Below are 14,490 nucleotides of genomic sequence, written 5' to 3' on the forward strand. Positions count from 1 at the left end.
ATTAGTTAGAGTTTTATCAGTTAGAAATTCGCAGGAGATTTTTGAAATCTCAGAATAGAAATAAAGGGAAAGTGAGAAACAAAAGATGGGAATTGTAGTGATCGGCGCTGTATTTATGGATTTGAAGGGATATTCCACATCCCCGTATATCCCCTCCGGGCGGAATGCCGGAATTATCGTGCAGAACCACGGCGGAGTGTCCAGAAATGTGGCGGAGGATATCGCGAATGTGGAGCTGAAGCCGACCTTTGTAAGCCTGGTAGATGACAACTCCATGGGAGAGGACATTATCCGCAAGCTGGACCGCCATAAAGTCAATACGAAATACATCCGCAGACTGCCGGATGGCATGGGTACCTGGCTGGCGGTATTTGACCATGAGGGAGATGTGGTGGCCTCCGTGTCCAAGCGCCCGGATTTGGCACCCATCGGAGACATTTTAGACCAGCAGGGAGACGAAATCTTCAAGGATGCGGACAGCATTGCGGTGGAGATCGACATCGACAAGGAAATCATCAAGAAGATTTTCTACTATGCAGAGAAATACCAGAAGGATGTGTATGCCCTGGTATCCAATATGACCATTGCGGTAGAGCGCAGGGATTTCTTAAGAAAGACCTCTTGTTTTGTCTGCAACCAGCAGGAGGCAGGCATTCTGTTCTCGGAAGACTATGAGAGCAAAACTCCGCAGGAGATGGCAGAGATCCTGGCAGACCGCATCAAATCCGCGCGCATTTCCCGCATGGTAGTGACTATGGGGGAGTATGGTGCTGTCTATGCGGACAGCGAGGGAAATTATGGTTCCGTTCCGGCTTTAAAGGTCGATGTAGTGGACACCACCGGAGCCGGGGACGCGTTTTTCGCAGGTGTCTGCATGGGCCTGACTTACGGAAAGACCATGGAGGAGGCCTGCAAGATCGGCACCCGCCTGTCATCGACCGTTATCACAACGTCTGAGAATATCTGCCCGCGGTTCATGCCGGAGGAGTTCGGACTGAAACCGGTTCAGGATTAAATGAGAAAATTTACGCAGGAGAAACAGATCCTGTGAAATGATACGGAAGGGAAAAGAACATGGAGAGCATCATAATCGGAATTGCCGGCGGATCCGGCTCAGGTAAGTCTACCTTTACAAACAGAATCAAAGCTTATTTTGGAGATGACGTGGCGGTCCTGTACCACGACAATTATTACCGCTGTCAGGACGGTGTACCGTTTGAGAAGCGCGTGAAGGTGAATTACGATCATCCGGATTCGCTGGAGACGGATCTTCTGGTAGAGCATTTAAAGGAGCTGAAGGCAGGAAAGTCCATCGACTGTCCGGTGTATGATTACAGCCAGCACAACCGTTCCAGTGAAACGGTACGGGTAGACCCGAAGCCGATCATCCTTGTAGAGGGAATCCTGCTTTTAGCCGATAACCGCCTGCGTGATCTTCTGGATATCAAGGTTTATGTGGAGGCCGATGCAGACGAGCGTATCCTGCGCCGTATTTCCAGGGATGTATCCGAGCGCGGACGTGACTTAAACGGCATCATCGAGCAGTACTTAACCACGGTAAAGCCGATGCACTATCTCTATGTAGAACCGACCCGTTCCAAGGCCGATGTGGTCATCAACAGCGGAAAGAACGACGTAGCCTTTGACCTGTTTGTATCCAAGATCAGTCGGCTTCTGGAAGAACGGGAAAAAGAAAATTAAAAAATAAAAAAACTATAAAGTTTTAGTTGTGGCCCGTCATCTTTTCTGATACAATAAATCCAAATACTCTGCCGTGACAAAATGTAAAACTGTCACGAAGGAGGCTAAAAGGAGAAACTACAAATGAAAGAAAAGAAAGAACGGGCCAAACGTCTGCCCACTTTTGCGGAATCGATCACACCGATCGTCGCAATGCTCCTGATCCTTACCATCGGAAAAGGCGTATTCGGCTACAGCACAGAGCCGCTTCTGATCATGGTAGCTGCAATCGCAGCATTTATCGCATTCCGTGTAGGCGTTACCTGGGATGAGATGATGGATGAGATCTGCACCAAGATCGCAAAGGGCATGCCGGCCATCCTGATTCTTTTATGTGTTGGCGCTATGGTTGGTACCTGGATGGCAGCCGGTACCATTCCGATGATGATTTATTACGGCGTCCAGATCGTAAACCCGAAATTCATGCTGGTTACTGCGTTCCTGATCGAGGCAGTGGTTTCGGTTGTTACCGGTACCTCCTGGGGTTCCGTTGCAACCATGGGTGTTGCCCTGATGGGAATCGCAAGCGCCCTTGGCGTATCCCTTCCGGCTACCGCAGGCGCCTGCATCGCAGGTTCCTACTTTGGTGATAAGATGTCTCCGCTGTCCGATACCACAAACCTGGCTCCGATCGCGGCAGGCAGCACACTGTATGAGCATATCGGACATATGTTCTACACCACTGTCCCGGCAACCATCGTTTCCCTGGTGGTATATGCCATTGTTGGTATGAACGCAGATGTAAGCGCAGATATTACTTCTGACACCGTTACTACTTTATTAAGCCAGCTTTCTTCCATGTACAGCTGGAACCTGCTGATCATCATTCCGGTAGTGATCGTGCTGGGCGGCTCCCTGCTTCAGAAGCCAACCATTCCGGTTATGCTTCTTTCTACCTTTGTAGCAGGCTTGGAGAGTGTCTTCATTCAGCACGTAGCGTTAGGAGATGTGTTAAAGGCAACCGTAAACGGTTTTAATGTATCCATGATCCACCGTGCAGGATTTGACACCGAGACCTGTTCCGAGGCCGTAACCAAGCTGTTAAACCGCGGCGGTATGAACGGTATTATGAGCACCACACTTCTGGTATTCTGCGCATTCTGCTTCGCAGGTATCATGAGCCGGACTGGCTGTCTGGATGTGGTACTCCAAAAGATCTTAAGCGTGGCAAAGAGTACCGGTGCGCTGATCACCGCAACCGTTGCAGCCTGCATTACCATGGCACTGACCACCGGTAACTCTTACCTTGCCATTCTGATTCCGGGCGAGATGTTCCGTGACGCTTACAAAGAGCGCGGGCTTGCGGCAAAGAACCTGTCCAGAACCCTTGAGGATGCCGGTACCGTAGTTGTACCGCTGATCCCGTGGTCCGCAGCAGGTGCTTACATGGCTTCCACCCTTGGCGTAGAGACTCTGGATTACCTTCCATGGGCAATCCTGTGCTACACCGGCTGGATTTTTGCGATCATCTGGGGCTTTACTGGATTTGGTATTGCCAAGCTCGATGATGAGAAGAAAAAGGAGAACTAAATACGATGTCCAGAGTGCTTTTGATTAAAAACGCGAATCTGTATGATCCGGATCGTAGATGAAAAAGTATTTCCTGTGGCAGAACACATCGATCCACCGGAACTTTCTGTTCCGGTGGAAGTTGTTTCTGCAGATGGAAAAGCACTGGTAAAAGGCACCTTTGAGACAGACTGACAGAAGCTTTGAAATAGAAAAGCGGAAAAGAAAGAGACAGGAGAATTGACATTATGATCAAGTTACTGAAAAATGCGAATGTGTACGCACCGGAGAAACTGGGAAAGAAAGATATCCTTATTGAGGGGGAAAAAATCCTTCTGATGCAGGATACTATTGAGGGATATGAGGGACTTCCGGGAGTGGAAACCTATGATCTGGAGGGAAAGACCGTTGTTCCGGCTTACATTGACATGCACGTGCATATCACAGGCGGCGGCGGAGAGCAGGGTCCGGCATCCCGTGTACCGGAATCCCAGCTCAGTGAATTCTTCAAAAATGGTATTACCACGGTAGTCGGACTTCTGGGAACCGATGGCGTAACCCGCAGTGTGGAAAATCTGGTCGCAAAAGCTCGCGCCCTGACCGAAGAGGGCATGACCGTGTATACTCTGACCAGTTCCTATGGTTACCCGCCGACCACCCTGACCGGAAGTGTAGAGCGCGATATCATCCTGATTCCGCCGATGATCGGTGTGAAGGTAGCGGTATCGGACCACAGAAGCTCCAACCCAGGCGGAGAAGAGCTGATCGCGCTGGCTACTGCAGCGCGCAGAGCCGGCTTACTCAGCAATACCCCTGGCCTGGTAACCATGCACATGGGTGACGGAGAGGGAAGACTGGATCCGATTTTCTATGTGCTGGATCATTCCGACGTTCCAGCCAAGAACCTGCTGCCGACCCACATCTTACGCAATCCTGGCCTGATTGATGCCGGCGCGGATCTGGTACGCCGTGGCGGCTACATTGACTGCACCGCCGGCGCCGATGATGTGGAGGTCGAATCCGATGCTCTGAAGCTCTATGAGCTGTTGCACCGCGAAGGTGTGAGCCTGGATCATGTAACCATGTCCAGTGACGCGTTCGGAAGCCAGCCGCGCTTCAACGAAGAGGGCGAGTGCATTGGCCTGACCTACGCGTCCCCGAAGTATCTGCACCGTACCATCCAGATTCTGGTAAGAGAGGGCATGCCGCTGGAGGATGCCTTACAGCTTCTGACCAGCACTCCGGCCGTACTCCTTGGCAAAGAAGGAATTAAGGGCTGTGTAGCGGAAGGCGCAGACGCAGACCTTCTGGTACTGGATGAGAATCTCAACATCAACAGCCTGTTTGCCCGCGGCAAGGTCGCTGTGTGGGAGCAGGAAGTGAAGATGAAGGGCAGATTCGAGCAGTAAGGAAAAACATACAGGAGAGGGACTGTGACTGACTTATACTTTTTTATACTGACTGCCATCAACCTGTTCGTCCTGATTTTTATGTGCGGTCTGGTGAAGTTAAGCGAAACCCTGAATCCCAAACAGGCAAAAGGGTTTCTTGCCACATTTATTCTGATTGGCGGAATCTCCATACTGGAGATGATTTCCGTGCTGGTGGATGACGGACCGGTCTGGCTGCGCTGGCTGAATGTGATGTCCAACTATCTCGGATTCGGCCTGACACCGGTTGTCCCAATCTGTCTGGCTTATACGCTGGAACGTTCCGAGCGTATGTCCTGGGGGTTGAAAATTGCGGCGGCTGCAGAAATTCTGTATCTGCTGGTTCTGACGGTCTCCCTTTTCTCCAGCGGACTGGTATTTACGGTGGATGCGGCAAATCACTATTCCAGACAGAAGGGGTTCTACATCTACATGATCATGTATTATGCGGGAATTATGTATTTGCTGGTAAAAACGCTGGAGATGGCGCGAAACTTTCAGAATCGTGGGAAGGAGCTGATTTATAGCCTGACTGGGTTTCTGGCAGTGGGAACTCTGGTCCAGGTGCTGATTCCATCGGTACATATTACCTGGCTTTGTGTCACGCTCATTGCGGTGCTGTATTTTCTGTACTGCAATGAGATGTGGAACCAGTTAGACGGCCTGACCGGGTTGCTGAGCCAGAAGAGCTACTTAAACCGGACTCTGAATCTGCGTCCGGAGGACCGGATGCTGATTGTGCTGGATCTGGACGATTTTAAGTATATCAACGATACGTACGGCCATTTGGCCGGAGACCGGTGCCTGAGGGAAATTGCCGGATGCCTGAAAAAAGCCTATAGCCGTTATGGAAACTGTTACCGCATTGGAGGAGATGAATTCTGTGTTCTTTTGCGGGAACCGGAAAAGGAAGAACTCTGCAAAGAGAAATTCTTCTGGGTGATGGAAAAACGCAGAAAGGTGGTTTCCATTCTGCCGTTTGTCTCCTATGGCAGTGCGGAGCTTCTTGAGCAGGAGAGTATCCGCGACACCAAGGCGAGAGCAGACCAGAAAATGTACGAGGATAAAAAGGAACACAAGGAGAGAAAGGGCAGATGATGAACAGTCCCATTATCGAGTTTGATGTGCACGGAATGCGCACGGAAGATGCGGTTGCGGCCATTCAGAAAAAGGTGGATCAGGCCGGAACTGCCGTCTACAAGATCCGGGTGATCCACGGATACAATGGCGGTACCCGGATCCGCTCAGCTATCCGGGAAGAGTTCAGTTATGGACGGGAACCGAAGGTAAAGCGCATCACAATGGGCGCAAATGAGGGGATTACGGAACTGATTTTGCGGGAATTATAAAAGAGAATGAACGTGGTGGTTGTGGAATGAAATTCATTTCGCAGCCGCCACGTTTTTCATTTTCGTCATTTTTACCAATAAAAATCAGGGGGAAAACGAGAGGAAAAAATCATGCAGAAATCTTGTGTACTTGTCGACAAGTGCACAAATGGAGGAGAGAAAGATGGAGGAAGAGAAACAGTTGTCAAAATAATAACGAAATAAAAAGCAATTTGGGAGGTCCAATACGGGTTTTTACAGACAAAAAGTATGTTTACATCGACATGTTTGCATTGTCTTGATGTAATTTGCGTATTTTTCTGATTTTCTGTCAGCATTTTTTCTTTATTTTAAAGTGGATCAACCAATTACACTTTGTTAAGAAAATTACGCCCAAAAACGGTGAGATTTTCTTGTAAAAGTTACATATTGAACAAAAATGTCACTCTGAATATAATCTGAGTATCAAAAATGACCGCGGACATGAAAAACGTAATGAAATTTCAATCTCGAGATTTACTGAATGGGTTAGCAAGTACTGGTATTGGTTTAGCGAATTTTGGAGGTGTTTCTATGTTTTTTCTGTTTCTGCTGGCGATGATCCCGATTCTCTGGCTGGTGATCGCACTGAGTGTTTTAAAGATGCCAGGGCACAAAGCCTGTTTTCTTGCGTGGGTCCTGACAGCACTGTTATCCATGTTCTGCTGGAAATTTCCGGCAGGGAATATGGCAACGGCAACGCTGGAAGGTGTGCTGAATGCATTATGGCCGATCTGCCTGGTCATCATTGCAGCGCTCTTTACTTACAATCTAATCTTAAAGACCGGTGCAATGGAAGAGATCAAAAAGATGCTGGCCAGTGTATCGACCGATAAGCGCGTGCTGCTTCTTTTGATTGGCTGGGGCTTTGGAAACTTTATGGAAGGTATGGCGGGCTTTGGAACCGCGGTTGCGATTCCGGCATCTATGCTGGCTGGTATCGGTGTGGATCCGATCGGAGCAGTAGTCGGGTGTCTGGTTGTCAATTCCACGCCCACCGCGTTTGGTTCTGTCGGAGTTCCGACGGTGACACTGGTTTCCGTAGCGGGAGTGGAGACCATGGCATTATCCACCCATGTGGCAATGCTTCAGGCAATTCTGGTCATCCTTTCTCCATTCCTTCTGGTGGTGATCGGTTCCAGAAGCATCAAAGCACTGAAAGGCATGCTTCCCATGATCCTGATTGCGGCGCTGTCTTACCTGATTCCCTGGTATGCGGCGGCCTGCTTCATCGGACCGGAGCTTCCGGATATCATCGGTTCCATCTGCTCCATGGTCTGCATCGTGCTGGCATCAAGAGTGCTGAACCGCGAACCGGCTCCGGAGTATTCCATTGAGGTATCCGGGGAGACAGAGGGACACAGCTTCTCCGTGGGAGAAGGCTTAAAGGCCTGGTGCCCATTCGTTCTGATCTTTATTCTGCTGATGGCAACCTCCAACCTGTGTCCGCCAATCCATAACGCGATTGCCGGAATCAAAACTTCAGTGCAGGTATACAGTGGTGAAAACGCCGGAAAGCTTTCCTTCAGCTGGATCAACACACCGGGTGTGATCATTTTCGTGGCAGCCATCATCGGCGGCCTGGTACAGGGATCTACACCTGGAGTCATGGCAGGGGTACTTGCAGAAACCCTGAAAAAATACTGGAAGACCATCGTTACCATCTGTTCCGTCATGGCAACCGCAAAGATTATGAGCTACAGCGGCATGATCTCTGACATTGCAACCCTGCTGGTGGCAATTGCCGGAAGCGCGTATCCGTGTATCGCGCCACTGATCGGAGGGGTAGGAGCTTTCGTAACCGGCTCCGGCACATCCACCTGTGTCCTGTTTGGCGGACTGCAGAGCCAGACGGCAGTATCCCTGGGATTTGATCCGTCCTGGATGGCAGCAGCCAATGTATGCGGCGCCGGTATCGGCAAGATGGTGTGCCCGCAGAGTATTGCAATCGGCGCGGGAGCCATCGGAGCAGTCGGATCAGAAAGTAAGATCCTGGGAGCGGTATTTAAGTATTTTGCACTGTTCGTAGTGCTGGCCGGTGCCATCTGCTACGCAGGCGTGCTGATGGGGATCTGATCCCTCAGCACTTGATAATTAAGATAACAATTTCTGAAAGGGAGGAATCAACATATGAGTTACATTATTTCTGAAGACGGCAAGGAGCTTTTAAAAGATGTCCGTGATTTCTGTGTGAACGAAGTCAAAGAGCAGGTAAAGGAATACGATATTTCCGGTGAATGGCCAAAGGAGATTTACGATCAGGCCATCGAGATGCAGCTTCACATGATGGATGTGCCGGAAGAGTACGGCGGACTTGGCCTGGATCATATGGATCAGGCAGCCATCGTAGAGCAGATCGCCTGGGCGGATGCCGGTGTGGCAGTTACTTTAAACGGTAACGGACTGGCTTTAAAACCGGTACTTCTGGCAGGCAATGAAGGGCAGAAACAGAAATGCTGCGATATCATCATCAACGGAGGTTTTGGTTCTTTCGCACTGACCGAGCCGAACGCGGGATGTGACGCGGGAGCAGGAAAAACTACCGCAGTCCGCGAGGGCGATGAGTATGTATTAAATGGAAGAAAGTGCTTTATCACCAACGCCAGCGTGGCAGATTTCTTTGTAGTGACTGCCATGACCGCAAAGGATCAGGGAACCAAAGGCATTTCCGCTTTCCTGGTATATAAAGGAACCCCGGGCTTAAGCGTTGGCAATCATGAGAATAAGATGGGTATCCGCTGCTCTACCACCAGCGATGTAATCTTGGAGGATGTCAGAATTCCGGTGGAGAACCGTCTGGGTGAGGAGGGAACCGGATTCATTACCGCTATGAAGACTCTGGATCTGGCACGTACCTGGTGCGCAGTCATCGGTGTCGGCGTAGCACAGAGATGTATCGATGAGGCAGTGGCTTATTCCAAACAGAGAGTACAGTTCGGAAAGCCGATCTGCAAGAATCAGGCAATCCAGTTCAAGATTGCGGACATGGAGATCCGTACCGAGGCTTCCAGACAGCTGATCGCGCACTCCATCCGTCTGGCAGACATGGGACTTCCGTTCAGCAAAGAGTCAGCAGCAGCCAAATGCTTCACAGGTGATTCTGTGATGCAGACCGCTATCGATGCCGTACAGATTCTGGGCGGTTACGGTTACAGCCGTGAGTATCCGGTAGAAAAACTCATGCGCGACGCGAAGATCTTCCAGATCTTTGAGGGAACCAATGAGATCCAGCGTATGGTAGTCGGCAGAGCCGTGATTGGAAAGTAAGACAGGAAAGATATAGCAGGAGGATATAGAATATGGATATTCTGGTATTTGTAAAACAGGTTCCGGATGACAGCGTGGAGATCCATCTGGACGGGGCTGGCGTACCGGCAGTAAAAGATGTAGAGAAGGTAACCAACGCGTTTGATACTTATGCACTGGAGCTTGCAGCCCGCTACACCGAGGCAAACGGAGGTGAGGTGACTGTGGCAGCCATCGGTACTGAGGACTGCACCAGCATGATGAAGAATCTGCTGGCAGTTGGCGCAAAAAAAGCATACTTATTCAAAGATGATGTTTTCGCAGGCGCAGATGAGGGCGCGGTTGCGGCTTATCTGGCAAAGGCAGTAAAGAAATGCGAAGCAGAGAACGGTCAGCCCTACGGCATGATCCTCTGCGGCAAGGAATCCACCGATGAGATCAGCGGCCAGGTTGGCGCACGTCTGGCAGAAATCCTGGGAACCGGATTTGTATCCAGCGTGATCGAGGTAGAGCCGCAGGAGGAAGGCCTTGTGGCAAAGCAGGAGACTGAGGAAGGCTACATCCGCTACAGCGTGGCACAGCCGGCAGTCTTCACCATTGCAAAACCGGCTTATGATCCGCGTTATCCAAACATCAAGGCAAAGCTGGCAGCCAGAAAAGCCGTGGTTCCGGTATTTACCGCAGCAGACGCAGATGTTTCCAAAGAAGAAGCAAAAGTATCCTTAAAGAGCTACAGTGAGCCGCCGAAGAGAACGGCAGGTGTTCGCATCAAAGAAAAAGAAGCAGCAGAAGCTGTCCGCAAGGCAATGGAAAAAATGCTTCAGGATAAGGCATTGTAAGGAGGAAACCGCAGATGAAAGTACTGGTATATATTGAGACAAAAGAAGGAAGCCCGGTACAGGGAAGCCTGGAGCTTCTGACCGCCGCAAAGGAACTGGGAGAAACCCTGGCGGTTGCGGTAGAGGATAAAGATGCCGCAGAGAAGGCAGCAGCTCTTGGCGCAAAGGTTACGGTATTAAAGACCGGACATGCTTCTGAGGATGCACAGACTGCAGCCTTAGAGGGATACATCAGGGAAACTCAGCCGGAGCTGGTTCTGTTTTCTGGCACCCAGATCGGAAAAGACCTGGCACCGCGCCTGGCACAGCGTTTCGGCGCAGGCTGTGTGACCGATGTAACCGCAATTGAGAAAGCCGGAGAGGGTGTGGAGTTTGTACGCCCGGCATACGGCGGAACCGTTCTGGAGCGCCTGGCAGTGTCCGGACCGGTTCAGTTCGCAACGGTCCGCAGCGGAAGCTTTGCAAAGCCGGAGGCAGCAGAGGGCAGTGTGGAAGAAAAAGACGCGCCGGTAGCAGCAGAAGCATTGAAGGCAAAAGTGATTGACGCGGCAAAAGAGATTGCGGAGGCCGTTGACCTGGAAGGTGCGGATGTTATCGTAACCGGAGGACGCGGCATGGGTGACGCAGAAGGCTTTAAGCTGGTAGAAGAGCTGGCAGCGCTGCTTGGTGGCGTAGTCGGCGCATCCCGTCCGGCCATCGAGGAGGGCTGGGCATCCCGTGCCCATCAGGTAGGACAGTCCGGCAAGATTGTTGCGCCGAAGCTGTATATCGCCTGCGGTGTATCCGGAGCCATGCAGCATGTATCCGGCATCATGGGATCCAAATATATTGTAGCCATCAACAAAGATGAGGCTGCTTCCATCTTTGATATCGCGGATGTAGGAATTGTGGGAGATGTCAAAGAAATCATTCCTCTTCTGATGGAAGAGATTAAAAACCGCAAATAAACTTGATGATTGGGGCGCTTACCCTTATAATATGAGGAGGAATTACAATGGAAAAATATAATCAGCTGAATCCGGAAATCATTGCCCAGATTCAGACAGTGTCTGATCATGTTCTCGTTGGAGACGATATCAACGTAGATTATGCCAGAGATGAGATGCCGATTTACGGCACCCATATGCCAGACCTGGTGGTACAGCCAACTTCCACGGAGGAAGTGGCTGCAGTCATGAAAATCTGCTATGAAAATACCATCCCGGTAACCCCGAGAGGCGCAGGCACCGGTCTTGCAGGCGGCGCAGTTCCGCTGCTGGGCGGAGTGCTTATGGATACCTCCAAGATGAACCGCATCTTAAACTACGATATGGAAAACTTTGTTGTAGAGATTGAGAGCGGTGTGCTCTTAAATGATCTGGCCAATGACTGCTTAAGCAAAGGCATGATGTATCCGCCGGATCCGGGTGAAAAATTTGCCTGTGTGGGCGGCAACGTTTCCACCAACGCAGGCGGCATGAGAGCAGTCAAATACGGAGCAACCCGTGATTATGTACGTGCCATGACCGTAGTCCTGCCGACCGGCGAGATCACCCATCTGGGCGCTACCGTATCCAAGACTTCCTCCGGATACTCTCTGTTAAACTTAATGATCGGTTCCGAGGGAACTCTCGGCATCATCACCGAGCTGACCTTAAAGATCATTCCGGCACCGAAGGTTGTGGCATCCCTTATCATTCCGTTTGAGGACTTAAACACTGCGCTTTCCACCGTTCCGAAGATTAAAATGTCCGGCTTAAATCCGCAGGCCATCGAGTTCATGGAGCGTGAGATTGTTTTAAGCTCCGAGCGCTACATTGGCCGCAGCGTATTCCCGCAGGAACTGGAGGGACAGCAGATTGGCGCTTACCTTCTGGTAACTCTGGATGCAGGCAGCCAGGATGATCTGGACACCATGCTGGAGCAGATGGCAGAGCTGGTTTTAGATGCTGGCGCTATGGATGTTCTGGTAGCAGATACCCCAGCCAAGATCAAGGATGCCTGGGCAGCACGTTCTTCCTTCCTGGAAGCCATCATGCACGAGACAAAGCTGTTAGACGAGTGTGACGTTGTAGTTCCGGTCAATAAGATCGCGGATTATCTGGATTTTGTCAACAAGACCGGCGAAGATTGCGGACTGATCATCAAGTCCTTCGGCCACGCAGGTGACGGAAACCTTCACATCTACCAGTGCTCCAATGATCTGGAAGAGGAAGAGTTCAAGTCCCGTGTCGACAAATTCTTTGAGATCATTTATAAGGAAGCTACCAACTGTGGCGGTCTGGTATCCGGTGAGCACGGAATCGGTTCCGGCAAGATCAAATATCTGGTAGATTCTGTCGGAGAGACCAACATGGCTCTCATGGAAGGCATCAAGCGTGTCTTCGATCCGAAGATGATCTTAAATCCTGGAAAGGTCTGCTATCGTCTGTAGGAGGATGAAGTTTACTTGGAAGAGAAAAACAGCCAGAAAGCATACGAACGAGTATTTGATTATTTTACGGCGGAGATTACCTCAGGCAATCTCCGCCTGAATGATAAGATCCCAACGGAGCGCGTTCTGTCGGAAACCTTAAAGGTCAGCCGCAATTCCGCGAGAGAAGCGCTTCACGTTCTCGAGATGATGGGGCTGATCGAGTGCATTCAGGGGAGCGGGAACTATATCCGCTGTAATACAAAGGAATACATGACCAGGCTGATGTCCCTGACTATGGTACTGCAGCATATCAATCATACAGAAGTATTTGAGCTGCGCTGCGGATTTGAACAGACAGCCCTCTCGGCGGCTATGGAAGACGCAAAACCGGAGGAACTGGCCCGGATGAAGGAAGTACTGGAAAAGATGGACCAGCCCATGAGTGCTCAGGACAGTGCTGCCCTGGATGTGGAATTTCATAAGATCTTAATGGAGATGTCCCACAACCAGCTGATGATCTTTTATGTGGATCAGATGGAGGATCTTTTAAAGCTGTTTGTGAAGGACTTAAGAACGTCGATTCTTTCGGACCGGCGGCGTGCCGCAGTGCTCCGGAAAGCACACTGGGATATTTATGAGGCGCTTGCGGCCCGCGATGAGGCGGCGGGCGCGAAAGCGTTAAAGAAGCATTTTAATGTAGTGCGCAAGCATCTGAAAAAACTGATCGAAACCTGATATAAAACCATGCGGGGATGTCTTAAGGCAGCCCCGTTTTATTTTGGCCGTACGGTTAACCTGCGGATATGTCCACCCGCGGATAACTGCTGCAGTGTCACAATGGCCATCACATGATATCCGCCAAAACACGCGATAAACTCTGCCTGGGACGGGCTTAGGACCGTCGGCTCCAGAATGGAGTACTGGCGGCAGAGAAATTTATTCCGGAAGAACATGGAGATGGCTTCTTTTCCGTACAGATGGTAGTCATGCTGGGGCGTACCGTTGGCACAGTAGTCGCAGTAATGGCCGTCCCTGGTAAAGAGATTCCCCAGACCTTCATAATCTTTATTTTCTATGGCATCAATGTATTTTTCAATGGGCAGCATCTGACAATTCCTCCTTTTAATAAACTTTTTCCGTATTTAAGAGCGCGTCGGTACCGCCATCCACGAACAAAACGATGCCGTTGATGCCACAGGCCTTTTCGGAAGCCAGAAATACGATGGCCAGGGCAATTTCTTTGGGATCCATGAAGGTTTCCTGTCCGTAGCGGGTCGGAATGGGCAGGGCATTTAAGGAGGCTTTGGCGCTGTGGGACATGGTGGCGGTCATGGCGCTTCCTACGTTACCCGGAGCCACCGCATTGATGCGCACACCGTTGGCTGCGTAGGAGGCAGAGTGGCGGCGCACCCAGCGGGCCAGCGCGTATTTGGAGGCGGCATAGATGCTGTTTCCCACGCTTAAATCGGAGGCATCCAGAGAAGAAACGACGCTTCGGATTTTGTGCTCGTCATCGCTGTTGTTGTTTAACAGATCCGCAATGTCCATCCGGGCAATGTCCTGGGAAATGACATTGGAGGAGACGGCCACACAGCATCCATGCTTTTTTTCCAGGAGATCATAGGTGCCCTTGATCACAGAGACTGCGCCGAAATAGTTCAGGGAAATGATCTTTGTAAGACTTCCGCAGGCACCGGATACAGCAGCACTTAGGATGAGCCCGTCCAGGCCTTCCGGGTGTAGGGCGTGCAGCTCATCAATTACCTTCTGGCGGCCTTCCAGAGTCGTCAGGTCTGCGGTGATATCTCCTTTCAACAGGTCAATGTTGATGACTTCATGACCTTCTTTTTTCAGTAATTCTACGGTTTTGGCTCCGATTCCGTGTGAGCCGCCGGTTACAGCGTATATGCCCATGGTGGGACCTCCTTTTGTCACAACATCGCAAAGCCCGGCTGGGGGGCCAG

General features: G+C 50.7%; 15 protein-coding genes. 13 read left to right on the forward strand and 2 right to left on the reverse strand.

The genetic code is table 11. The features are described from left to right. Nucleotides 1-85: 85 nt before the first annotated feature. The 13 genes from WMO41_RS01140 (at nt 86) to WMO41_RS01200 (ending at nt 13,261) form a co-directional block, all read left to right on the forward strand. On the forward strand, nt 86-1,015 hold the full coding sequence (locus WMO41_RS01140; protein ID WP_349228242.1) for a carbohydrate kinase family protein: 930 nt from the start codon (nt 86-88) through the stop codon (nt 1,013-1,015). A 59-nt stretch (nt 1,016-1,074) separates the two neighbouring features. After that, a complete protein-coding gene (gene udk, locus WMO41_RS01145; RefSeq protein ID WP_349228243.1) occupies nt 1,075-1,701 on the forward strand; it encodes a uridine kinase in 627 nt (208 codons plus the stop codon). 123 nt (nt 1,702-1,824) lie between these two features. Then, on the forward strand, nt 1,825-3,270 hold the full coding sequence (nhaC, locus tag WMO41_RS01150; protein ID WP_349228244.1) for a Na+/H+ antiporter NhaC: 1,446 nt from the start codon (nt 1,825-1,827) through the stop codon (nt 3,268-3,270). Nucleotides 3,271-3,312: 42 nt separating this feature from the next. After that, entirely contained in the window at nt 3,313-3,444 is a 132-nt protein-coding gene (locus WMO41_RS01155; RefSeq protein ID WP_349228245.1) for a hypothetical protein, read from the forward strand. 53 nt (nt 3,445-3,497) lie between these two features. Then, entirely contained in the window at nt 3,498-4,658 is a 1,161-nt protein-coding gene (gene iadA / locus WMO41_RS01160) for a beta-aspartyl-peptidase (protein WP_349228246.1), read from the forward strand. A gap of 24 nt (nt 4,659-4,682) precedes the next feature. Further along, complete coding sequence (locus WMO41_RS01165; RefSeq protein WP_349228247.1) at nt 4,683-5,777, forward strand: GGDEF domain-containing protein; 1,095 nt, start codon at nt 4,683-4,685, stop codon at nt 5,775-5,777. After that, nucleotides 5,774-6,028, forward strand: a complete 255-nt coding sequence (locus tag WMO41_RS01170) for a Smr/MutS family protein (protein ID WP_349228248.1) — start codon at nt 5,774-5,776, stop codon at nt 6,026-6,028. The genes WMO41_RS01165 and WMO41_RS01170 overlap by 4 nt, the downstream gene beginning before the upstream one ends. Nucleotides 6,029-6,580: 552 nt before the next feature. Further along, complete coding sequence (locus WMO41_RS01175) at nt 6,581-8,122, forward strand: L-lactate permease (protein ID WP_349228249.1); 1,542 nt, start codon at nt 6,581-6,583, stop codon at nt 8,120-8,122. Between the two features lie 54 nt (nt 8,123-8,176). Next, entirely contained in the window at nt 8,177-9,313 is a 1,137-nt protein-coding gene (locus tag WMO41_RS01180) for an acyl-CoA dehydrogenase family protein (RefSeq protein WP_349228250.1), read from the forward strand. 32 nt (nt 9,314-9,345) lie between these two features. Continuing rightward, nucleotides 9,346-10,131 carry an electron transfer flavoprotein subunit beta gene (locus WMO41_RS01185; protein ID WP_177291875.1) on the forward strand — a complete coding sequence of 262 codons (786 nt, stop codon included), beginning with the start codon at nt 9,346-9,348 and terminating at the stop codon, nt 10,129-10,131. 14 nt (nt 10,132-10,145) lie between these two features. Then, nucleotides 10,146-11,078, forward strand: coding sequence for an electron transfer flavoprotein subunit alpha/FixB family protein (locus tag WMO41_RS01190; protein ID WP_349228251.1), 933 nt, complete (start codon nt 10,146-10,148; stop codon nt 11,076-11,078). Nucleotides 11,079-11,125: 47 nt separating this feature from the next. Next, complete coding sequence (locus WMO41_RS01195) at nt 11,126-12,544, forward strand: FAD-binding oxidoreductase (protein ID WP_349228252.1); 1,419 nt, start codon at nt 11,126-11,128, stop codon at nt 12,542-12,544. A 15-nt stretch (nt 12,545-12,559) separates the two neighbouring features. Further along, on the forward strand, nt 12,560-13,261 hold the full coding sequence (locus WMO41_RS01200) for a FadR/GntR family transcriptional regulator (protein WP_349228253.1): 702 nt from the start codon (nt 12,560-12,562) through the stop codon (nt 13,259-13,261). Nucleotides 13,262-13,299: 38 nt separating this feature from the next. Here the strand turns inward: WMO41_RS01200 and WMO41_RS01205 are convergent, their stop codons facing one another. Together WMO41_RS01205 and WMO41_RS01210 are read right to left on the reverse strand one after the other, a co-directional pair. Then, nucleotides 13,300-13,632: a nuclear transport factor 2-like protein gene (locus tag WMO41_RS01205; RefSeq protein ID WP_349228254.1), complete on the reverse strand. Its 333-nt coding sequence runs from the start codon at nt 13,630-13,632 to the stop codon at nt 13,300-13,302. A 16-nt stretch (nt 13,633-13,648) separates the two neighbouring features. Then, complete coding sequence (locus WMO41_RS01210; RefSeq protein ID WP_349228255.1) at nt 13,649-14,440, reverse strand: SDR family oxidoreductase; 792 nt, start codon at nt 14,438-14,440, stop codon at nt 13,649-13,651. Nucleotides 14,441-14,490: the final 50 nt, after the last annotated feature.

This window comes from Ventrimonas faecis (genome assembly GCF_040096075.1).
In the GTDB taxonomy this organism is placed as follows: Bacteria; Bacillota; Clostridia; order Lachnospirales; family Lachnospiraceae; genus Brotaphodocola; species Brotaphodocola faecis.